Origin of the sequence: Subdoligranulum variabile, from assembly GCF_025152575.1 — a bacterium.
In the GTDB taxonomy this organism is placed as follows: Bacteria; Bacillota; Clostridia; order Oscillospirales; family Ruminococcaceae; genus Gemmiger; species Gemmiger variabilis.
This window is the reverse complement of record NZ_CP102293.1, coordinates 1,285,037-1,307,277: the sequence shown is the minus strand read 5'-3', so window position 1 is coordinate 1,307,277 and position 22,241 is coordinate 1,285,037. Positions and strand designations below refer to the sequence as shown.

Sequence of the window (22,241 nt, the reverse complement as noted above, 5' to 3'; positions counted from 1 at the left end):
GGACGCTTTTTTCACACAAAAACAACAATCTGTCATGACAACCTTGTCGAATCGTAAAGACAAAGACAAAAAAGTAACAGTGTTCCCCGCAGGAGCTGCGGTGGTATAGTAAACATAATACGCGGATGTGTGCATAAACCGGCACTCCGGCCGCGTACAAAAGGACTAGCAATATTTGGAGGTGCACTGTTATGGCACAGAATCCGTCGCTCAAGAACGCTGCGATCTCGGCAGGGCTTGAGCAGGTCCTGCACTATCTGGAAAAGGACCCCGAGACCAATATCCCCAAGATCATGAAACTCATCGATACCGTGACCCCCAAGGACTGGTACGCCAAGCAGCGTGCCGCCTTCCGCAAGGCCATTGAGGAAAAGAACAACTGGTACCAGCTCATCATGAAGGTGTACGAGCTGGATCCCGGTGTGCGGCAGGCCTTCTTCCGCAACTTCATCCTCAACGCCAGCCTGCAGGGCAGCGCCCGGCAGGAGGAGGTCAGCGCCAGGGAAAACTGCAACGTGCCCTGGGCCATCCTGCTGGACCCCACCTCGGCGTGCAACATGCACTGCACGGGCTGCTGGGCGGCGGAGTACGGCAACCGGCTGAACCTGACCTTTGAGGAGCTGGATTCCATCGTCACCCAGGGCAAGGAACTGGGCACCTACATGTACATCTTCACCGGCGGCGAGCCGCTGGTGCGCAAGAAGGACGTCATCGCTCTGTGCGAGAAGCACAGCGACTGCGAGTTCCTCAGCTTCACCAACGGCACCCTCATCGACGAGGAATTCTGCCAGGAGATGCTGCGGGTGAAGAACTTTGTGCCGGCCTTCAGCCTGGAGGGCTTCGAGGCGGCCAACGACTCCCGCCGCGGCGAGGGCGCTTACCAGAAGGTCCGGAAAGCCATGAAACTGCTCAAGGACCACAAGCTGCCCTTCGGCATTTCGGCCTGCTACACCAGCGCCAACTACGCCGACATCAGCAGCGAGGCCTTCTTTGACTCCATCATCGACGCCGGCGCGCTCTTTGTCTGGTTCTTCCACTACATGCCGGTGGGCAGCGGGGCCGCACCCCAGCTGCTGCCCACGCCGGAACAGCGCACCGAGGTCTACGACCGCATCCGCGCCTTCCGCAAGACCAAGCCCATCTTCTCCATGGACTTCCAGAACGACGCCGAGTATGTGGGCGGCTGCATTGCCGGCGGCCGCCGCTATCTGCACATCAACGCCCGGGGCGATGTGGAGCCCTGCGTCTTCATCCACTATTCCAACGTGAACATCCGCAACTGCACCCTGCTGGAAGCGCTGAAATCGCCCCTCTTCCTGGCGTACCACGACGGCCAGCCCTTCAACGGCAACATGCTGCGCCCCTGCCCCATGCTGGAAAATCCCGAAAAACTGCGCAAGATGGTCCACGACACCGGCGCCGTCTCCACCGACTACGAGTCGCCGGAGGCCGTGGATACCCTCTGCGACCGCACCACGCCCTACGCCGAAGCCTGGAAGCCCCAGGCCGACAAGCTCTGGAGTGAGAGCCATCCCGACCAGGCGGAATAAACCGCCTCAGGAATGGAGGATGTGCCCCCAGGGATTCTGGAAGAGCAGCCAGTACAGCTGGTTGACGAGAGTCTCTTTCTCGGCGTCGGTGTGCGCATCCTGATGAATCAGCAGGCCCGAAATGCCGTAGGCGTAAAAGGTCAGAAACGCCTCCTCGTCGGCGGGGGACATGGCCAGGTTGGGATGCATTTTGTGCAGCATGTCCTGCAGATAGGTGGTGAACACCTGTGCCAGCCGCCGCTCCAGCTGTTCCCGCCACCGGCTGGCCAGCAGATGCTGCAGTGTCTGGCGGTGCTCCGCCGTGTAATCCACAAAGAGCCGCAGGGCCTTGTGGGGATCCTCGGCCCGCAGGCTTTCCTCCATCAGATACTGGGCGCCCTGGCGGGTCCACCAGTCCACCACGTCCAGCACATCCTCAAAATGGTAGTAGAAGGTCTGGCGGCTGATGCCGCACAGCGTCACCAGTTCCTTGACGGTGATTTTTTCCAGACTTTTCTTCTCCAGCAACTGCAGCAGGGTTTCGGTGATCTGCTGCTTTACGTCCGCCGACATTCCGCATCCCTCCGTTCTCTTTCCCGCTATTGTAGCACAAAACAACACGTTACGTCAAAACAAAACCGCCCCGCTGTCTTTCACAGCGGGGCGGTTTGTCTGTATTGGATTCAGTGGTGCAGCAGGTACCACACGGCGCCCACCAGCCCGGCGTCGTTCTGCAGCGCCGCGGGCCGCGGGGTCCGGAACACTGCGGGAAGGAACGAATTTTTGCAAAATGAGGCCCCCGCTCCATCTCCTTGAGGGAACGGGGGCGCTCACTCCTTTCTGAAACGGGACGTTCAGCCGGTCAACGGGCGGCCGCGTGCCGCGCCGATGGCAATGGATTTGGCTGAAACTCAGGCGGCAGCGGCGGCGATGGCGTCGTTGCTGGTGGTGGTGTAGGTAGCCACCGCGTCATCCACGCTGGTGCCGGTGAAGATCTGCTGGAGCATGTTCCACCAGGCGGTGCGCTGCTCGGCCCAGCCGGCGGTCACGGGGTAGTAGTCGCCCAGGTACTGCATGAAGCTGGAGAACTGAGCCATGCGCTCCTCATCCTCGGTGCCGGTGTAGACGTCGCCGAAGGACTCGCGGACCGGGAAGAAGCCGGTCAGACGGACGCTCTCGGGACCCTGCTCGGGATCGTCGCACAGGAACTTGATGAACTCCTTGGCAGCGGCGGCCTTGGTGTCGTCGCCGTTGTCGAAGATGCCGAAGCCCCAGATGCCGCCGCACAGCTCAGGCACGCCGTCGTCAGAGGGGAAGGCAACCGCCATCGGGGTGAAGGAAACGGAGGAAGCGTACTGGGCCTGGTTGGAGGCGTTCCAGCACAGGGTCATGGCGATGGTGCCGTTGGCGAAGAGCTGCAGCTCGTCGGAAGCCTGGGCGGCTGCGTCGTAGCTGATCAGGCCCTCGTTGGACCAGTCAAGCAGCTGCTGCAGAGCCTTCTTGTTCTGCTCGCTGTCGGTGGTGTAGGCGGTGTGGTCGGCGTTGGTGAACTGGCCGCTGTAGAGGTTGTTCACCAGAGCGCGGGTGCCCTGGTCGCCGCCCTGGCCGCCGCAGTAGACGATCATGGTGGTGTCCACGCCGCTGTCCTTCAGGGCCTGCAGGGCCTTCTCGAAGTTCTCGGTGGTCCAGGTGCCGTCCTCGTTGATGTACTGCAGCGCGTCGGCTGCCTCAAACATTTCCTTGTTGATGGCCATGGTGTGGGTGGTCATGCACAGGGGATATTCATAGTAGTTGCCGTCGGCACCCTTGCAGGCGCTCACCACGCTCTCGCTCACGGCGGAGATGTCGGCGGTGGCTTCCTCGGTCCACAGGTCGCTCAGATCCAGCATCTTGCCCTTGGCGCCCCAGTTGGAGACCAGGCGCTCGGGACCTTCCATGACGATGTCGGGGGTGGTGCCGGCCTCGATGGCGGCGGTGACCTGGTCGTCACCGTTGGTGTAGTCCAGGTATTCCACCGTCACGTTGATGCCGGGGTGGCTCTCCTGGAACTTGGCGATGATGCTGTCCACCGTCTCGGCGTCGCCGAACTGACCGATGGGGTAGGTCCACATGGTGATGTCGGCGGAGAGGCTGTCACCGGAGGTCTCGCCGGTCGCCGCCGTGGAAGTGGAGGCGGAGGATTCGGACTCCGTTGCGGTGGAGCTGGTGGCGCCGCCGCAGCCCGCCAGCAGGCCGGCGGTCATGCCTGCGGCCAGAAGCAAAGACAACTGCTTTTTCATGGTAATCTCCTTTTGTATGTGTGTTTGCGGATAGGTGGGGCGGAGGCGCTCCGTCCCTTTGACAATTTCCGTTTTAGAAAATTTTTTCCATTTGTTCAGATGCGTTTTCACCAATGTTTTGGTGGTTTTCTGGTAATAATGCACAAGAAATTTTCGACGCATTCGGCTTTGTTGCCAATTTGCAATGATTACACGGAAAAAAGACCCCTGAAATGCCGCGAAAAAAGTTTTTTCACGGCCCAAAAATTGAAAAGGATTTGCATTTTTAGGCGTGAGGAGGCGGCGGGGACGGGGAGAGGCTGTTTCTCCGGGGCTGCTCCGGCCCCGGAAAGCGGCTTCCGGCTCCTGAAGGGGAAAGGACGACATTTGGCTATTTTTTTCAAATTCCTGTACATAGTGTACAAAAACTGCGGGGCAAATGTGGGCGGCTCCGATACTTGTCAAGCGGCCGATTTTCATTTATACTAGTAATAGAAAAAAAGTTTCATCACGGGCGCCCTGCCTCGCCCCCATATTATAGAAGGAGATACCAAGGATGAATTCCTGCAATTTCTGGGAACTGCTGCGCTCCCGCTACAGCGAGCTCACGCGGTCGGGCCGCCGGGTGGCCGACTACCTGACCCGGCATGCCGAAGAAGCCCAGTACCTTTCCATCTCGTCGCTGGCGGCGGAATGCGGCGTGGCGGAAGCCACCATCTTCCGGTTCTGCCGCTCCCTGGGATTCGACGGCTACAATGAAATGAAGATCTCTCTGGCCCAGGCCAACGCCATCCCCACGGCGGCGGGGGCCGACAAGCTGGAACCCGGCGCCGACACGGCCACCCTCTGCACCCATGCCAGCGCCGTGGCCCTGGAGGCCATCAACGGTACCCGCTCGGTGCTGAACCCCGAGGCCATCGACGCGGCCGCCACCCTGCTGCAGCGGGCACGCCAGGTCTTCTGCTTCGGCCAGGGCGGCAGTCAGATCCTGGCCAACGATATCTGGGCCCGGTTCGCCACGGTGTCCACCAAGTTCCGCACCGCCGGTGACAGCCATATGCAGACCATTGCGGCCAGCCTCATGGTGCCGGAGGACGTGGTACTCTTTATCTCCTACTCCGGTTCCACCCGGGATATGATGGAGACGCTGCGCATCGTCAAGGGCAACGGCGCCAAAGTCATCCTGCTGACCCACTACGCCGACGCCCCGGGCACGGCCCTGGCCGACGTGGTGCTGCTCTGCGGCGCCAAGGAAAGTCCCCTGGACGGCGGCAGCATTGCGGCCAAGATCGCGGTGCTCTTTGTGGCGGAGGTGCTGGTGCTGCGCTTCACCCTGGACAACCAGGAGCTTGCGGCCATCGCCCGGGAGCGCACCAGCAAGGCGCTGGCGCCCAAACTGCTCTGAACAAACAAAGAACCGGGAGGCCCCCAGACGGGGGCCTCCCGGTTTTTGGTGTAAACAGCCATCAAACGGGCTGCGGGGCGGGCAGCTGCCGCAGACGGCGCAGTTCTACCCGCATAGTCAGGGCGGAGGTCACAAAGGCGATGAAGTCTGCGATGGGGGCGGCGAAGAGCAGGCCGTCCAGACCCCAGAAGAGGGGCAGGATCACCAGCAGCGGCACCAGGAAGAAGACCTGGCGGGTGAGGGCCAGCAGCAGGCCGCGGATGGGTTTGCCCACCGAGGCAAAGTAGTTGGAGGAGAGCAGCTGCACACCGTTGACGGTGACCATGAACAGATAGGTGCGCATGAATTTGACGGCGAATTCAAAGTAGAGATGGTCGCCGGTGCCGAACAGCGAAACGATCTCCTTGGGGAAGAGCTGGAACGCCGCAAAGCCCACGACGGAGATGACAAGGCTGAGTTTGACGGCCAGCAGATAGATGCCGCGCACCCGGTCGTACTTGCCGGCGCCGTAGTTGAAGCTGATGATGGGCTGGGTCCCCTGGGAGATGCCCACGATGATGCCCAGCAGGATGGCGTTGATCTTGATGACGATGCCGCTGGTGGCCAGGGGGATCTCGCTGCCGTAGACCGACTGGGCGCCGTAGAAGGTCAGCGAGTTGTTGAGGACGATCTGCACAAAGGTGATGGCCACCTGGTTCAGGCTGTTGCTCAGGCCCAGGGAGGCGATGCGCTGCCACAGGGCGGGGCGGAAGTGGAAATCCTCCCCGGTGAGGTGGATGTTGTGGAACCGGGGCAGGTAGGACACCGCCAGCAGGCAGGAGGCTGCCTGGCCGATGACGGTGGCCCAGGCGGCGCCGGCCACGCCCCAGTGGCACAGGAAGATGAAGGTGGGGTCCAGGATGGTGTTGATGACGGCGCCCAGCAGCATGCAGACCATGGAGAAGCGGGGGCTGCCGTCGGCGCGGATGAGGTTGCTGGTGGCGTTGGTGGCGATGAGCAGCGGCATGCCCAGGGCGGTGATGCGGGTGTAGGTCAGGGCGTAGGGCATGACGCTGTCGGTGCCGCCGAACAGCCGCAGCAGCTGGGGCAGGAACAGCTCCACCAGCACCATATAGACAACGCCCAGCACCACCATCATGGTCACGGCGGCGCCCACCACCCGGCGGGCGGCCTCCTGACGGCCGGCGCCCAGGTTGAGGTTGAAGTTGGCGGCGGCGCCGATGCCGATGAGCAGGGCGATGGCCAGGCAGATGGTGGTCAGCGGATAGGCCACGTTGGTGGCCGCGTTGCCCAGGTAGCCCACGCCCTGGCCGATGAAGATCTGGTCCACGATGTTGTACAGGGAACTGACCAGCATGGCCAGGATGCTGGGCACGGCAAAGCTGCGCAGAAGCTGGGGCAGGGGCTTGACGCCCAGCGGGTTTTCAGTTGTCGCCATAGGGTATATCCTCCTCCTCCTGATTGGCTGCCACGGCGCGCAGCGCGGCGGCACGCAGGGCTTCCTGCAGTTCGGCCCGGGTGTCGGGGGGCAGGTCTGCCAGCAGAACATCCTGCCACTCCCGCCGCAGCCGGGTGATGATGGGGTAGACTTCCAGCGCTTTCCCGGTGGGATAGACGCAGAAGGTCCGCCGGTCTTTGGGGTTGGGGCGCCGCTCCAGGAACCCCTGCTTTTCCAGCGCCAGCAGGGCGCGGGTCACGTTGCTGGGGTGGATGTAGAACATCCGCAAAAAGCGGTCCTGGGTCAGGCCCGGCTGCTCGCACACCCGCACAATGTACATGTACTGGCTGGCGTTCAGCCCGTAGGGGGCCATCACCCGGTCCATGTGCATGACGGTGTGCCGCGACGCTACCGACACCCATTTGATGAAATCGTCCATAGGCTGTCTTCCTTTCCTGCTTTCCAGTATACACCCAAATCATTGCGCGCGCAAGTAGTATTTTGCGCGCGCAATGATTTTCCCGGAAAATTCTTTACCACCTTCCCTAAAAGGGTGGTATAATGAAGACGGCAGCCCGCAGGGGTTGTACTTTTTGCAGTAAGGGAAGCGTTTTTCCCATGTGGTTTGTCTTTGCTGTGGGGTCGTCGGTGTTCGCGGCCCTTACCTCCATCCTGGCCAAGATCGGCATCGACGGGGTCAACTCCAACCTGGCCACGGCGGTGCGCACCACCGTGGTGCTGGCCATGGCCTGGGGCATGGTCTTCCTCACCCATGCCCAGGGCGGCATCATCCAGATCGGCCGCCGCAGCGGGCTGTTCCTGATCCTGTCGGGGCTGGCCACCGGCGTCTCCTGGCTGTGCTACTACAAGGCGCTGCAGCTGGGCCCGGCCAGCAAGGTGGTGCCCATCGACAAGCTCAGTGTCGTCATCACCCTGGTGCTGGCGGCGCTGCTCCTCCACGAGGGGGTCACCCCCAAGTCGGCGCTGGGCTGCGTGCTCATCGGCACCGGCACCCTGCTGATGGTTATGTGATCGCAGAAAAAGCCGCCCTCTGTCCCAACGGGCAGAGGGCGGCTTTACTTTGCGGCTTTATACGGGGATGCTGGCCTGGTCGCGGCGGTGCCGGACGTCGGCGCGGATCAGACGGTAGACGGTGGCGGTGACGGGCACGGCCAGCAGCATCCCGGCGATGCCGCCGATGCCGCCGCCCAGGGTGACGGCGGTGAGCACCCAGATGCCGGGCAGGCCGATGGAGGTGCCCACCACCCGGGGATAGATCAGGTTGCCCTCCAGCTGCTGGAGCACGGCGATGAAGACGAGGAAGCCGATGGCCTGCAGCGGATTGACGGTAAGGATCATGAAGGCGCCGATGCCCGCGCCCAGGTAGGCGCCCACCACGGGCAGCAGGGCGGTGGCGCCCACCAGGGTGCCGATCATGGGGGCGTAGGGCAGCCGGAAGAGCAGCATCCCCAGGGTGCAGAGCACGCCGATGATGATGGCCTCGGTGAACTGGCCCACAAAGAATTTGGTAAAGGTGTCGTGGGCGGTGGCCAGCACATACCACAGCCGGTCACAGACGCTGGCGGGCAGGTAGGTGTCGGCCAGGGCGTGGAACTGGCGGCCCAGCCGTTCCTTGCCGGCCAGGAGGTAGAGGGCGAAGATCACCGCGATGACCACCTGCATGACGATGCCGCCCAGGCTGCTGAGCAGGCCGAAGGCCGAGGAGAAGACGTTGCTCACACCGGAGGTCAGGTAGGTGGTGGCCTTCTGCAGCAGGTCGGGCCAGTTGAGGTTGAGGGAGCGCAGCCAGCTTTCCAGCTGGGGCATGTCGATGTTCAGGGAATCCAGCCAGGCCAGGAACTCGTTGACGGCGGGGGGCACGTTGACCAGCATGACCCGGAAGGCGTCCACCAGCTGGGGGATGATGAGGAGGATGAGCAGCGCTACCACCACCACAATGATGACCAGCGCCCCGGTGATGCTGAGAGCCCGGCGGGCGGGGTAGAGCCGGGAACGGGGGTTCCGCAGCGGGGGCAGGGTCTCCAGGCGGGAGACCAGGATGTTGAGCACATAGGCCACGCCGCAGCCGATGAAGAGGGGCACCAGCAGCGAGAAGAACAGCCGGATGCCGCCGAAGAGGGTATCGCTGTATTTGAGGGCCAGCAGGACCACCGCCACGGCCGCCAGATACAGCCAGGGTTTTCTGTTTTGCATGGGTACAATCCTTTCTGTCAGACGTATAGCACTACTATACCGTATGGCGGCGCGGCGCGCAAGGGACAAAGAGGACAAACTGTACAAAAGCGGCCCCGCCGGGGAAGGCGGAGCCGCTGCAAAAACAGTTCGGATCATTTCATGGCAGGCTGCTCGGGGCCGGACCTTACCCGGGAAGGAACCGTCAGGAGACGGTGCGCACATCCTGCAGCGTCCAGGGGCCTGCCGCGCTGCCGCAATGAAAGCGCCGATCTTCTTGGCATCCATCGTCCGTTCCTCCTTCGGTTCGTTGTCTTTCGGCTTACACCCCGCTGCGTGGATTTGCAAGGAACGCCGTGTGGAAAGGGTCCACGCAGCGTGGAACAGCCCGCCGAACCGCGAGAACACAGGGGAAAACCCGGTCAATCGGCTGCCGGCTTCGCCAAACTGCCCAAAGAATACGAAAAAAATTGAGCACTCTGCCGAAAAACGCTGCCAGAATGCCCCAGGTGGTTGACTTTCCGGGGGTGAGTATGTTATTGTTTTCACAGACAAACAAGCGGCCCGAGGGGCCCTGTTGGATTGTTACCGGTAAAGCGGGCTAGACCAACTCCGTTAGGATCTTCTTCTGTTGTCAGGAATGGGATTTTAGGGGGCTGGTTATTTTTTTTGCCCGCCCCGACGGAGAAAGGGGGCGACGGAATGCGCATCAAAAAGGTCATCAACAACAACATCCTCTGTGTGATCGACGAAAAAGGCAACGAGATGATCGTCGCCGGCAAGGGGTTGGGATTTGGCCGCAAGGTGGCGCAGTTCGTGGACCCCGCCCAGGTGGAAAAGGTCTACCGCATGGAGGACAAGACCGGCCAGCGCCGTCTGCGGGAGCTGGTGGAGCAGATCCCCATCGAGCACCTGGACCTGACCGAAGCCATGATCGCCGAGATCAAGGCGGCCATCCATCAGCCCCTCAACGAAAGCCTGCTGATCACCCTGGCGGACCACATCAGCTTTGCCATCCAGCGCAAGGCCCAGGGCATCGAGTTCAAGAACCCTCTGGCGGGCAGCATCCTCTGCTATTATCCCACCGAGTACCAGCTGGGCCAGCGATGCCTGGCGATGGTCAAGGAGCGGTTCGGCGTGGAGCTCAGCCCCGACGAGGCGGCTTTCATCGCGCTGCACATTGTCAACGCCGAGCTCAACACCGACATGAGCGAGATGTATGACATCACCCGCCTCATCGAGGGGGTCATCCAGGTGGTGGAATACTACTACCGGGACCGGGGGGCCTTTGACCGGGAATCCCTGACCTTCCACCGGTTTGTGGTGCATCTTCGCTACTTCGCCCAGCGGCTCTTCCAGGGCAAACTCATGACCGACTCGGCCGACGAGAGCGAGGCGGCTTTCCGGGCGCTCATCGCCCGCAACTGCAAGGAGCATTACAAATGCGCCCAGTGCGTGGCCGACTATATCGAAAAGACCTGGCACCAGACCCTCTCCCAGGAGGAACTCATCTACCTGACCATCCACCTCAAGCGGGTGGCGGGGGATCTGCAGGAGATCGACTCCTGACCTACAACCGAATCCACGTGGATAGTGACTGCACCTGTGTTGTGTAGGCTAGACCTGTATGACTTCGCCGCCGCCGTGCGGGGAGGTTGTGCGGGTCTGTTTTTATATAAAGAAGTTTGGTATTTTTTGCAAGAAATAGGAGGAACCTGTATGAAAGACAAGATCTTCGGTGTCCTGCAGCGGGTGGGCCGCTCCTTCATGCTGCCCATCGCCCTGCTGCCGGTGGCCGGCCTGCTGCTGGGCATCGGCAGCTCGTTCACCAACGAGACGATGCTCCAGGCTTACGGCCTCACCGGCGTGATCCATCCCGGCTCGCCGGTCTACACCGTGCTGGACATCATGAACCAGTGCGGCAGTGCGGTCTTCAACAACCTGGCCCTGCTCTTCGCCATGGGCGTGGCCATCGGCATGGCCAAAAAGGAAAAGGAAGTGGCGGCCCTCTCCGGCGCCATCGCCTACCTGGTCATGAACACCGCCATCTCCGCCATGATCAACGCCGCCGGCGGCGTGGAAGCCATGGCCCCCAACACCACCACCTCCATGCTGGGCATCACCACCCTGCAGATGGGCGTCTTCGGCGGCATCATCGTGGGCCTGGGCGTGGCCGCGCTCCACAACCGCTTCTATAAGACCCAGCTGCCCCAGGTGCTCTCCTTCTTCGGCGGCACCCGCTTCGTGCCCATCGTCTGCACCGCCGTCTACCTGGTGGTGGGCATCCTCATGTTCTACATCTGGCCCGTGGTCCAGACCGGCATCTCCATGCTGGGCAACCTGGTCCTGGTCTCCGGCTATGCCGGCACCTGGCTCTACGGCCTCATCGAACGCGCCCTGATCCCCTTCGGCCTGCACCACGTCTTCTACATCCCCTTCTGGCAGACCAGCGTGGGCGGCACCGCCGTCATCGACGGCGTCACCGTCCAGGGCGCCCAGAACATCTTCTTCGCCGAACTGGCCTCCAAGGCGACCACCGAGTTCTCGGTCTCCGCCACCCGCTTCATGTCCGGTAAGTTCCCCCTCATGATCTTCGGCCTGCCCGGCGCTGCTTTCGCCATGTACCGCGCCGCCCGCCCCGAAAAGCGCAAGGTCGTCGCCGGCCTGCTGCTCTCCGCCGCGCTGACCTCCATGCTCACCGGTATCACCGAGCCCCTGGAATTCACCTTCCTCTTCGTGGCGCCCGCCATGTATGCCGTCCACTGTGTCTATGCCGGTCTGGCCTACATGCTCATGCACATCTTCAACGTGGGCGTGGGCATGACCTTCTCCGGCGGCCTCATCGACCTGACCCTCTTCGGCATCCTCCAGGGCAACGACAAGACCCACTGGATCTGGGTGGTCATCGTGGGTGTCTTCTACTTCGTGCTCTACTACTTCACCTTCTACTTCATGATCACCAAGATGAACCTCAAGACCCCCGGCCGTGAGGACGACAACGAGGAAACCAAGCTCTACACCCGCGCCGACTTCAAGGAGAAGACCGGTGTAGGCCCCGACGCTGCCGGTGCTGCCAGCCATGACCAGGTCTCTGCCCTGATCCTCCAGGGCCTGGGCGGCAAGGCCAACCTCTCCGACGTGGACTGCTGCGCCACCCGTCTGCGGGTCACCGTGCTGGATTCCGACAAGGTCAACGACGCCCTGCTCCGCCAGAGCGGTGCCTCCGGCGTCATCCACAAGGGCAACGGCATCCAGGTCATCTACGGACCCCAGGTAGCCGTCATCAAGTCCAACCTGGAAGACTATATGGAAAGCCCGGCGGCGGACGCGCCCCTGGCGGTGGAAGCCCCGGCGGCCGAGCCCGCCAAGAAAGAGGAGGCTCCCAAGGAGGCTGTCCCGGCGGAGACCTTCGGCGCGCATCTGGCCGGCACCGTGGTGGCTATGGCCGACGTGCAGGATGAGGCTTTTGCCTCCGGCGTCCTGGGCGACGGCGTGGCCGTGGAGCCCACCGAGGGCAAGCTCTACGCCCCGGCGGATGCCACCGTGGACAACCTGTTTGATACCCACCATGCCATCGGCCTGGTCACCGAGGGCGGCGCCGAGCTGCTGCTGCACATCGGCATCGACACCGTCAAGCTGAACGGCGAGCACTTCACCGCCCATGTGCAGAACGGCCAGAAGGTCAAGAAGGGCGATCTGCTCATCAGCTTCGACATCGACGCTATCAAGGCGGCGGGCTACATGGTCACCACCCCCCTGATCGTCTGCAACACCGACCGCTATGCGGCCGTCAAGACGCTGGCCCAGGGCGAAGTGAAGCCCGGCCAGGATCTGCTGCGGGTGGAGTAAGCCCTCCCCGCAGCCATACAAAAAGGGAGCGCCCCGCGGGGCGCTCCCTTTTTGCGCGGTTTTTTACAGGAACAGTTCGTTCTCCTTGCGCCCGGCACAGAGCGGTGCCAGGTGCTGCTCCAGGGCGGCCAGCGCGTCGGCGTCGGGGCGGCGGGCCTCCACCGGGCAGAGGCGGACACACCGCATGCAGCCGATGCAGCGGGCCGGGTCGGTCTGCCGCGGGTCGGCGGCATCGATGGCTCCCGTGGGGCAGGCGGCGGCACAGCGGCCGCAGTCGATGCACCGCTTGGAGGTGCGGGGCACCATGGCCCGGGCCATCCCCGGCTTGTAGGGCCGGTTGCCGGGCAGGGCGGGGGCGGTATCCTCCCCGGCGTCCAGCTTGGCCTGGATTTGCGTCCGGAAACCCCGCAGCACGGCCTTGTCGGCCTCGTTGGGGCGCCCGGCGGCGTACTGCCGGGCAATGGAGTGCTCCGCCAGCGCCGCCACGCCGGCCACCACCCGGAATCCGGCGGCGCTCGCCAGGTCAGCCAGCTCCACCAGGGTGTCCTCGTAGGCGCGGTTGCCGTAGACGCAGACCAGCACCGCCCGGGCGCCGTTTCCGCGGACCTTGTTAAGCCGCTCCGCGGCGGGCACCGGCACCCGCCCGCCGTAGGAGGGTACGGCGATGAGGGCCACATCCCCGGCGGTGAGAGTGACGGCGGAAAAATCAAAATTCCGGTCGGTCAGGTCAATGACCGGGCCGTCGGCGAGGGCGTCCGCCACGGCCCGGGTGCCGCCGGTGGGGCTGAAAAGCAGTTGGTATACCATCGTTTCTTACCTTCTTTATCTGTTTGCGGTGCTTCTATCATACAAAAGAACGGGGCGTTTGTACAGCCCCGGGGAAAAATCGCATATTTTGTGAACAATCGTTGCATGAAATGTAAACATTAGCACTCTATGCTTGACAGTGCTAATTCACGGTGCTATACTAAAGGCGTTCCAAGGGAACAAGGGGCGATGCGAAAGCAGAGCTCCTCAAACCACGGAAAGGCCGAATCAAAAGTCCGACGCCGGGAAAACAACCGGCAGCCGATGAGAATTGGAGGAATGACTTATGATGATGGTGCCTTATATGTTCCATGATGCTTTGCTGGATGATTGGTTCCAGAATGATTGGGATCGCGATTTTGACCGTATGATGGCGGCGGCTGATCCTCGCCGCGCTTTTGGCAAACGGAGTGCCAATGTGATGAAGACCGATGTGCGGGAGACCGAAAACGGCTATGACGTTTTCGTGGATCTGCCGGGCTTCAAGAAGGAAGACGTGAAGCTGGATCTGCAGAACGGCTACCTGACCATCACGGCGAACCGCAGCGCCGACCATGACGAGAAGGATGAGGAAGGCCATTACATCCGTCAGGAGCGGTACACCGGTTCCTGCGCCCGGAGCTTCTATGTGGGCGACGAGATGAAGCCCGAGGATGTGAAGGCCAGCTTTGAGGATGGCATCCTGAAGCTGAATCTGCCCAAGGCGGAAGCGAAGAAACTGCCCGAGAAGCAGCCCACGCAGATCGAGATTCTGTAATATTCACCTCCAGGAAGGGGGCCGTCCCGAAAGGGATGGCCCCTTTCTTTGTATGGAAAATTTTTCATTGACATTTTTCCGTCAATATGATACGATAACCACGATTTTGAAAGACGAATCGTGCAGGAGTTTTTCAAAGCAATTTACCAGGACCGCCCATCAGGGGCTAAGGCCATACGGACAGCCGGGTCCACTGCCGATCGGCAACTTGGGTTGCCTTATTGATTGAGTTAAAAGCTCAAATTTTATAAGTTGGTTCCTTTGATAACCAGAAATTGCGTGCCCTCACGCAGACTTGTGAAACGGTCAATAAGAGTAGTAAAAGTAGAATTGCTATATAGACTCTGGACACGATACGCCCGAAACATGCCTTCGCCTTGCCCCCGCTCTGCCCGGGGACGGGGCGCTTTGCGGCGAAAACGGTCGAACCACAACGCAAGTCTGTATCCCGGTATGGGGTGCGGGCCTGCGTTTTTTTCTTTTGTCGGGAACCACGGGACGGAGGAAAACAATGAACGGGAATCCCAACCGCACCCGTCTGGACCAGCGCCGCGCGCCGATCCACGAGGCGCTGGAAAATTTCCGCCGCATGCGGGTGGTGCCTTTCGATGTGCCGGGCCACAAGCGCGGCCGGGGCAACCCCGAACTGACGGCCTTTCTGGGCCAGCAGTGCGTGGGGGTGGACGTGAACAGCATGAAACCCCTGGACAATCTCTGCCATCCGGTGTCGGTCATCCGGGAGGCCGAGGAGTTGGCCGCCGATGCCTTCGGCGCAGCCCACGCCTTCCTGATGGTGGGGGGCACCACCAGCTCGGTGCAGAGCATGGTGCTCACCGCCTGCAAGCGGGGGGATGAGATCATCCTGCCCCGCAACGTCCACCGCAGCGTGCTGAACGCCCTGGTGCTCTGCGGTGCCGTGCCGGTCTACGTCAACCCCGAGGTGGACCAGCGTCTGGGCATCTCCTTGGGCATGCGCCGGGAACAGGTGGCCAAGGCCATCGCCGAGCATCCCAACGCCGTGGCGGTGCTGGTGAACAACCCCACCTACTACGGCATCTGCAGCGATCTGCGGGCCATCGTGCGGATGGCCCACGACGCCGGCATGCTCTGCCTGGCCGATGAAGCCCACGGCACCCACTTCTATTTCGGCGGCGGGCTGCCTGTCTCCGCCATGGCGGCGGGGGCCGATATGGCCGCCGTGTCCATGCACAAGAGCGGCGGCAGCCTGACCCAGTCCAGCCTGCTGCTCTGCGGCCCCAATGTCCACGCGGGCTACGTGCGGCAGATCATCAACCTGACCCAGACCACCTCGGGCAGCTACCTGCTCATGTCCAGCCTGGATATTTCCCGGAGAAACCTGGCCCTGCGGGGCCGCCAGGTCTTCCACCAGGTGGCCGACATGGCCGAGTATGCCCGGGAGGAGATCAACGCCATCGGCGGGTACTACGCCTTCGGCAAGGAGCTGTGCAACGGGGATTCCATCTTTGACTTCGACACCACCAAGCTGAGCATCCACACCCGGGACATCGGTCTGGCGGGCATCGAGGTCTACGACATCCTGCGGGACGAGTACGACATCCAGATCGAGTTCGGCGACATCGGCAACATCCTGGCCTACCTGTCCATGGGGGACCGGCCCCAGGAACTGGAGCGGCTGGTCAGCGCTCTGGCGGAGATCAAGCGCCGCTACCACACCGACGGCACCGGATTGCTGAACCAGGAATACATCGACCCCGAGGTGGTGGCCAGTCCCCAGCAGGCCTTCTACGCCGACAAGGTCAGCCTGCCCCTGCGGGAGACCGAGGGCCGGGTGTGCAGTGAGTTCGTCATGTGCTATCCCCCGGGCATTCCCATCCTGGCGCCCGGCGAGCGGATCACCGGCGAGATCCTCGACTACATCGAATACGCCAAAGCCAAGGGCTGCAGCATGACGGGACCGGAAGACCCCGACATCCTGCGCCTCAACGTGCTGGCATAAAAGGAGGGCTCTTTCATGGAAATGTGGTTTTCGGAATTTCACACCCCCGACGTGAAGCACAGCATCCGGGTGGACCGGCAGCTCTACTCCAAGCAGAGCGACTACCAGCGCATCGATATTTTTGAAACGCCGGAGTTCGGCCGGGTGCTGACCCTGGACGGCAACGTCATGCTCACCGAGCGGGACGAGTTCATCTACGACGAGATGATCACCCATGTGCCCATGTCGGTGCACCGCCAGGCCAAGGACATCCTGGTCATCGGCGCCGGGGACGGCGGCGTGGTGCGGGAGCTGACCCGGTACGACCGGGTGGAGCGCATCGACCTGGTGGAGATGGACCCCATGGTGGTGGAGGCCTGCCGGGCCTACCTGCCGGGCAACGCCTGCCGCATGGACGACCGCCGGGTGCATATCTACTTTGAAAACGCCCTCAAGTTCATCCGCCGCTGCGAGGATGAGTACGACCTCATCATCGTGGACTCCTCCGACCCCTTCGGCCCGTCGGAGGGCCTCTTCACCCGGGAGTTCTACGGCAACTGCTTCAACGCCCTGAAGGACGACGGCATCATGGTCAACCAGCAGGGCAGTCCCTTCTATGCCGAGGACGCCAACGCCATGCAGCGCAGCCACAAGCGGATCGCCAGCACCTTCCCCATCAGCAAGGTGTACCAGGCCCACATCCCCACCTTTGCGGCGGGCTACTGGCTGTTCGGCTTTGCCAGCAAAAAGTATCATCCCATCGATGATCTGGACGCCGCGGCCTGGAACGCGCTGAACATGCGCACAAGATATTACACCACCCGGCTCCACGTCGGGGCATTCTATCTGCCGGCATTTCTGGAGGAGATGCTGCGGGAAGTGGAGGACCGTTGATGCTGCCACGCAATGTTGAAAACTTTATCGGGTGCGACAGCGCCTACCGCACGGCGCAGATCGTGCTGTTCGGCGCGCCCTATGATTCCACCACCAGCTACCGGCCCGGCGCCCGGTTCGGCCCGGCGGCCATCCGCCACGAAAGCTACGGCATCGAGACCTACAGCCCCTACCAGAACACCGACCTCACCGACTGCGAGATCTTCGACAGCGGCGACCTGGAGCTCTGCTTCGGCAGCAGCGAGAGCGCCCTGGTGGATATTGAGTCCCGGGCGGCGGAGATCCTGCGGGACGGCAAGCTGCCGCTGCTGCTGGGCGGCGAGCATCTGGTGACGCTGGGCTCGGTGCGGGCGGTGGCGGCGCGGTATCCCGAGCTGCACATCGTCCATTTTGATGCCCACGCCGATCTGCGGGACGACTACCTGGGCGCCCAGCTCAGCCACGCCTGCGTGCTGCGCCGCTGCCACGACATTCTGGGCGACGGCCGCATCCACCAGTTCTGCATCCGCAGCGGCGACCGGGAGGAATTTGAGTTTGCCGCCCGCCATACCGATCTGCACAAGTTCGATTTCACCGGCCTGGCGGAACTGACCCAGTGGCTCTGCGAAACCAAGGTCCCGGTCTACCTGACCATCGACCTGGACTGCCTGGACCCGTCGGCCTTCCCCGGCACCGGCACGCCGGAAGCGGGGGGCGTCAGCTTTTTGCAGCTGCTGGACGCCATCCGCACCGTGACCCGGGCCAACATCGTGGGCGCCGACCTCAACGAGCTGGCCCCCACGTTGGACACCACCGGCGTCTCCACCGCCACCGCCTGCAAGACCCTGCGGGAACTGCTGCTGGCGCTGGTGCATAACCGGCCCCACGTGTAAAGGGCGTAGGGCGGGGTCTTGACCCCGCCGTTCTCCCGCAACTACCCTGTCCCGGAATATTTGTTTGGAGTTTCTTTGCCTACTTTCTTTGCAAAGAAAGTAGGTGCAAAGAAAGTAGGTCATAACAGTAATAAAGGAGTCATCACCATGAGCAAAGTTCTTGTCATCGGCTGCGGCGGCGTCGCCAGTGTAGCCATCCAGAAGTGCTGCCAGGTCAGCGACGTCTTCACCGAGCTGTGCATCGCCAGCCGCACCAAGTCCAAGTGCGACGCCCTGGCCGAAAAACTGGCCCCCATCACCAAAACCAAAATCACCACCGCCCAGGTGGATGCCGACAAGGTGGACGAGCTGATCGCCCTCATCAAGAGCTATCAGCCCGACCTGGTCATGAACATCGCCCTGCCCTACCAGGACCTGACCATCATGGACGCCTGCCTGGCCTGCGGCGTCAACTATATGGACACTGCCAACTACGAGCCGGAAAACACCGACGACCCGGAATGGCGCGCTATCTACGAGAAGCGCTGCAAGGAAGCAGGCTTCTCCGCCTACTTCGACTACTCCTGGCAGTGGGCCTACAAGAAAAAGTTCGAGGATGCCGGCCTCACCGCCCTGCTGGGCTGCGGCTTCGACCCGGGCGTGACCCAGGCCTACTGCGCCTACGCCGCCAAGCATGAGTTTGACACCATCGACACCATCGACATCCTGGACTGCAACGGCGGCGACCACGGCTATGCCTTCGCTACCAACTTCAACCCCGAGATCAACCTCCGGGAAGTCAGCGCCCCCGGCAGCTATATGGAGAACGGCCGCTGGGTGGAAGTGCCCGCCATGAGCATCAAGCGGGAATACAACTTCGACCAGGTGGGCGAAAAGGATATGTACCTGCTCCACCACGAGGAGATCGAGTCTCTGGGCAAGAACTTCCCCGAGGTCAAGCGCATCCGGTTCTTCATGACCTTCGGCCAGAGCTACCTGGACCATATGCGCTGCCTGGAGGACGTGGGCATGCTCTCCACCACCCCCATCAACTACAACGGCCAGGAGATCGTCCCCATCCAGTTCCTCAAGGCTCTGCTGCCCGACCCGGCCAGCCTGGGCCCCCGCACCAAGGGCAAGACCAACATCGGCTGCATCTTCACCGGCACCAAGGACGGCAAGCCCAAGACCTACTACATCTATAACGTCTGCGACCACCAGGAATGCTACAAGGAAGTGGGCAGCCAGGCCATCAGCTACACCACCGGTGTGCCGGCCATGTGCGGTGCCCTGATGATGCTCACCGGCCAGTGGACCAAGCCCGGCGTCTACACCGTGGAGGAATTCAACCCCGACCCGTTCCTGGACGCCCTGGACAAGTACGGCCTGCCCCGCAGCGAAAACCGCGCTCCGGCGCTGGTGGACTGATGCCCGCCGCCGATTCCCGCGCCCATTTTGCAGCCCTGGGCGGGGTGGTGCCCGCAAATTTTGCCGAACTTCCCACCCCCTGCTACCTGCTGGACGAGGGGGCACTGGCCCGCAACGGCCAGATCCTGGGCGACCTTGCCGCCCGCACCGGCTGCAAAGTGCTGCTGGCGCAGAAGGCCTTCAGCAACTATGACCTCTACCCGGTGCTGGCGCCCTGTCTCGCGGGCACCGAGGCCAGCGGCCTGTTTGAAGCGCGCCTCGGCGCCGAGGAGATGCCCGGCAAGGAGGTCCACGTCTTCTGCGCGGCCTACCGGGAGGACGAGATGGCGGAACTGCTGCGGTGGGCCGACCATATCGTCTTCAACTCCCCGGCCCAGCTGGCAAAATTCGGCCCCATGGCAAAAGCCGCGGGCAAAAGCGTGGGGCTGCGGGTGAACCCGGAATGCTCCACCCAGGAGGGCCACGCCATCTATGACCCCTGCGCCCCCGGCAGCCGTCTGGGCACCACCCGGGCCCAGTGGGACGCCGCGGTGGCGGAGCATCCCGCCCTGCCGGACCTGCTGGACGGGCTGCACTTCCACACCCTCTGTGAGCAGGATGCCGACGCCCTGGCGGTGACGCTGGACGCCGTGGCGGCCAAATTCCGGGACCTTTTGCCCCGCATGCAGTGGCTCAACATGGGCGGCGGGCACCACATCACCCGGCCGGGGTACGATGTGGCCACGCTGGAAAAATGCATCGCCCGGGCCCAGGCCGACTGGGGGGTAACGGTGTATCTCGAACCGGGGGAGGCCTGCGCCCTCAACGCCGGGTATTTCCTCACCCGGGTGCTGGATGTGGTGCACAACGGCGACACCACGGTGGCGATCCTGGATGCCAGTGCCGCCTGCCATATGCCGGACGTCATCGAGATGCCCTACCGCCCGCCGCTGCTCGGGTCCGCCGATGCGGGGGAGAAGCCCTGCACTGTGCGGCTGGCGGGCCCCACCTGCCTGGCGGGGGACGTCATCGGAGATTACAGCTTCGATGCCGAACCCCAGCCCGGCGACCTGCTGGTCTTCGGGGATATGGCCATCTACACCACCTGCAAGAACAACACCTTCAACGGCATGCCGCTGCCCGCCATCTGGACCCGCGGCGCCGACGGCACCTGCCGGGAGCTGGTGCAGTTCGGCTACCGGGATTTCAAAGTCCGTCTGGGCCGGTGAATACCGGCAACCCTTCCGGGGCATCCTAGCCAAAACGGGAGGGAGAGATACCGATGATTCAAGAGGATACCATCAAGCTGCTGCGGGAGTGCGACGCCGGGGTAGCCATGGGCATTTCGGCCATCGACCAGGTGATGGATGTGGCCAAAAGCCAGTCCCTGCGGGACGCGCTGGCCCGCTGCCGCGCCGAACACGACCAGCTGCAGAAGGAGATCGTCACGGCGCTCCACGACTTCCACGACGAGGGCAAGGAACCCAACCCCATCGCCCAGGGAATGTCCTGGATCAAGACCGGCGCCATGCTGACGATGAACGAGAGCGACGCCACCATCGCGGACCTCATCACCGACGGCTGCAACATGGGGGTCAAGTCGCTGAACCGCTACCTCAACCAGTACGAGGCTGCCAGCGAGGATGCCAAGGACATCACCAAGCGGCTCATCGCTCTGGAGGAAAAGCTGGCCGAGGACATCCGCCGGTTTCTCTGAAGCCGGAAGAAAGACCGGCCGCTGATTCCCACGGCGGGGATGAATCCCCGCCCTACAACCGCAGCCCTTTTGCCGGTTATCCGTAGGGCGGGGTCTTGACCCCGCCGCCTGCACAACAAAAGAACCCCGACGCCTGCCAAGGCGCCGGGGTTTTGCTGTATCGTGGAAAAGTCAGGCGGCCGGATACAGGATGTCCGCCACCTTCTGGTAGGCCTCGCCCCAGCGAGCGTTGGGCTTCAGGTGGTAGAGCTCCTTCTCCATCAGGTAGAAGTGCCCGTTCTGCACGGCGGAGAGGGTGTCCCACGCCGGGTTGGAGGTCAGCGCCGCATCCAGCGTCTTCTGGGCGGCATCCTGGTCGCTGCCCTGGAACACCACAAAGATGTAGTCGGGGTCATCGGCGATGATCCGCTCCAGGCTCAGATCTTCCAGGAGGCTTTCGTCACTGTCGGCGATGTTCACGGCGCCCAGGTCGGCCAGGATCTCGCCCAGCACGGTGCCCTTGCTGTTCTTCACCTTGCAGCTGGTGCTGGCCGAGCGCAGCAGCAGCACCGTGGGGGCGCTGCCGTCCACCTGCTCCTTGGCCTTCTCCACCTGGGCCTGCACGTCCAGGCCGTAGGTCTGGTAGTTCTCGGGGTGGCCGGTGATCTGGGTGCAGACGTCCAGCATCCCCAGATAGTCGTTGAAGCTGTTCACGCCGAAGTAGAGCACCGGCACGCCCAGCTCCTCCAGGCTGGGCAGCAGCTCCACGTTGGAGGTGGTGTTGCTGCTGGCAATGACCAGGTCCGGCTGGGCGGCGATGAGCTCCTCCATGTTGGGCTCCATCAGGCTGCCCAGGTTGGCCACCTCGTCGCTGAGGGAGAGGTCAAAGTCGGTCCAGGCATCGGAGGCGGCGGCCACCAGGGAGTCCTGGCCGCCCGCCAGGCACCAGACGTCGGCGTAGCTGCCCAGCAGCACGGCCACCCGCTGGGGCTCCACCGGCACCGTGACTTCCCGGTCCAGGGCGTCGGTAAAGGTCAGCGTGGTGGCGGCAGCCTCGGCGGTGGCGGGGGCGGATTCCGCCGTGGCGGCCGGAGCGGTGCTCTGGACCGAGGCGGAGGCTCCGCAGCCCGTCAGCAGCAGGGCGGCGCACAGAGCAGGAAAAATACGATTCATCATGGTTTTGTTCCCTTTCGGTTGGTT

The 22,241-nt window shown here is 62.8% G+C and carries 19 protein-coding genes; 12 read left to right on the top strand and 7 right to left on the bottom strand.

All coding sequences use genetic code 11. From position 1 onward, the window contains the following. The first annotated feature begins 191 nt into the window (after positions 1-191). Positions 192-1,550: a radical SAM protein gene (locus NQ490_RS06375; RefSeq protein ID WP_007048637.1), complete on the top strand. Its 1,359-nt coding sequence runs from the start codon at positions 192-194 to the stop codon at positions 1,548-1,550. 6 nt (positions 1,551-1,556) lie between these two features. Here the strand turns inward: NQ490_RS06375 and NQ490_RS06370 are convergent, their stop codons facing one another. Together NQ490_RS06370 and NQ490_RS06365 are read right to left on the bottom strand one after the other, a co-directional pair. Further along, a complete protein-coding gene (locus NQ490_RS06370; protein ID WP_007048638.1) occupies positions 1,557-2,102 on the bottom strand; it encodes a TetR/AcrR family transcriptional regulator C-terminal domain-containing protein in 546 nt (181 codons plus the stop codon). A 338-nt stretch (positions 2,103-2,440) separates the two neighbouring features. After that, entirely contained in the window at positions 2,441-3,808 is a 1,368-nt protein-coding gene (locus tag NQ490_RS06365) for an ABC transporter substrate-binding protein (protein WP_040918771.1), read from the bottom strand. Between the two features lie 535 nt (positions 3,809-4,343). Between NQ490_RS06365 and NQ490_RS06360 the strand changes: the two genes are divergently transcribed. Continuing rightward, complete coding sequence (locus NQ490_RS06360; protein WP_007048642.1) at positions 4,344-5,192, top strand: MurR/RpiR family transcriptional regulator; 849 nt, start codon at positions 4,344-4,346, stop codon at positions 5,190-5,192. Between the two features lie 61 nt (positions 5,193-5,253). Here NQ490_RS06360 and NQ490_RS06355 read toward each other — a convergent pair whose 3' ends face one another. Both NQ490_RS06355 and NQ490_RS06350 read right to left on the bottom strand, forming a co-directional pair. Then, positions 5,254-6,630, bottom strand: coding sequence for an MATE family efflux transporter (locus NQ490_RS06355; protein WP_007048643.1), 1,377 nt, complete (start codon positions 6,628-6,630; stop codon positions 5,254-5,256). Beyond that, positions 6,617-7,069 (bottom strand): MarR family winged helix-turn-helix transcriptional regulator, encoded by a 453-nt coding sequence (locus NQ490_RS06350; protein WP_007048644.1) that lies wholly within the window; start codon positions 7,067-7,069, stop codon positions 6,617-6,619. The genes NQ490_RS06355 and NQ490_RS06350 overlap by 14 nt, the downstream gene beginning before the upstream one ends. Before the next feature lie 179 nt (positions 7,070-7,248). Here NQ490_RS06350 and NQ490_RS06345 point away from each other — a divergent pair, with 179 nt between their 5' ends. Further along, entirely contained in the window at positions 7,249-7,662 is a 414-nt protein-coding gene (locus tag NQ490_RS06345) for an EamA family transporter (RefSeq protein WP_007048645.1), read from the top strand. Positions 7,663-7,719: 57 nt separating this feature from the next. Here the strand turns inward: NQ490_RS06345 and NQ490_RS06340 are convergent, their stop codons facing one another. Next, the gene (locus NQ490_RS06340) at positions 7,720-8,844 is read right to left on the bottom strand and encodes an AI-2E family transporter (protein ID WP_007048646.1); all 1,125 of its coding nucleotides are present in this window, start codon (positions 8,842-8,844) and stop codon (positions 7,720-7,722) included. A gap of 681 nt (positions 8,845-9,525) precedes the next feature. Here NQ490_RS06340 and licT point away from each other — a divergent pair. After that, positions 9,526-10,392, top strand: coding sequence for a BglG family transcription antiterminator LicT (licT, locus tag NQ490_RS06335; RefSeq protein ID WP_007048649.1), 867 nt, complete (start codon positions 9,526-9,528; stop codon positions 10,390-10,392). Between the two features lie 150 nt (positions 10,393-10,542). Then, positions 10,543-12,672 (top strand): PTS transporter subunit IIABC, encoded by a 2,130-nt coding sequence (locus NQ490_RS06330; protein WP_007048650.1) that lies wholly within the window; start codon positions 10,543-10,545, stop codon positions 12,670-12,672. Between the two features lie 63 nt (positions 12,673-12,735). On the opposite strand, the gene NQ490_RS06325 is transcribed toward NQ490_RS06330, so the two are convergent. Then, the gene (locus NQ490_RS06325; RefSeq protein ID WP_007048651.1) at positions 12,736-13,479 is read right to left on the bottom strand and encodes a 4Fe-4S binding protein; all 744 of its coding nucleotides are present in this window, start codon (positions 13,477-13,479) and stop codon (positions 12,736-12,738) included. Between the two features lie 289 nt (positions 13,480-13,768). Here NQ490_RS06325 and NQ490_RS06320 point away from each other — a divergent pair, with 289 nt between their 5' ends. From NQ490_RS06320 to NQ490_RS06290, 7 genes are all read left to right on the top strand, one after another. Continuing rightward, the gene (locus NQ490_RS06320; protein WP_040918903.1) at positions 13,769-14,236 is read left to right on the top strand and encodes an Hsp20/alpha crystallin family protein; all 468 of its coding nucleotides are present in this window, start codon (positions 13,769-13,771) and stop codon (positions 14,234-14,236) included. 511 nt (positions 14,237-14,747) lie between these two features. Next, positions 14,748-16,214 carry an aminotransferase class I/II-fold pyridoxal phosphate-dependent enzyme gene (locus NQ490_RS06315; RefSeq protein WP_007048657.1) on the top strand — a complete coding sequence of 489 codons (1,467 nt, stop codon included), beginning with the start codon at positions 14,748-14,750 and terminating at the stop codon, positions 16,212-16,214. Positions 16,215-16,229: 15 nt separating this feature from the next. Continuing rightward, on the top strand, positions 16,230-17,087 hold the full coding sequence (gene speE / locus NQ490_RS06310) for a polyamine aminopropyltransferase (protein WP_007048658.1): 858 nt from the start codon (positions 16,230-16,232) through the stop codon (positions 17,085-17,087). Then, on the top strand, positions 17,087-17,959 hold the full coding sequence (speB, locus tag NQ490_RS06305) for an agmatinase (protein WP_007048659.1): 873 nt from the start codon (positions 17,087-17,089) through the stop codon (positions 17,957-17,959). The genes speE and speB overlap by 1 nt, the downstream gene beginning before the upstream one ends. A 147-nt stretch (positions 17,960-18,106) precedes the next feature. Continuing rightward, complete coding sequence (locus NQ490_RS06300) at positions 18,107-19,366, top strand: saccharopine dehydrogenase family protein (protein WP_007048660.1); 1,260 nt, start codon at positions 18,107-18,109, stop codon at positions 19,364-19,366. After that, a complete protein-coding gene (locus tag NQ490_RS06295) occupies positions 19,366-20,574 on the top strand; it encodes a carboxynorspermidine decarboxylase (RefSeq protein ID WP_007048661.1) in 1,209 nt (402 codons plus the stop codon). Before NQ490_RS06300 ends, NQ490_RS06295 begins: the two co-directional genes overlap by 1 nt. A gap of 53 nt (positions 20,575-20,627) precedes the next feature. Then, a complete protein-coding gene (locus NQ490_RS06290; protein ID WP_007048662.1) occupies positions 20,628-21,062 on the top strand; it encodes a hypothetical protein in 435 nt (144 codons plus the stop codon). Positions 21,063-21,233: 171 nt separating this feature from the next. Here the strand turns inward: NQ490_RS06290 and NQ490_RS06285 are convergent, their stop codons facing one another. After that, positions 21,234-22,217 carry an ABC transporter substrate-binding protein gene (locus NQ490_RS06285; RefSeq protein ID WP_007048663.1) on the bottom strand — a complete coding sequence of 328 codons (984 nt, stop codon included), beginning with the start codon at positions 22,215-22,217 and terminating at the stop codon, positions 21,234-21,236. Positions 22,218-22,241: the final 24 nt, after the last annotated feature.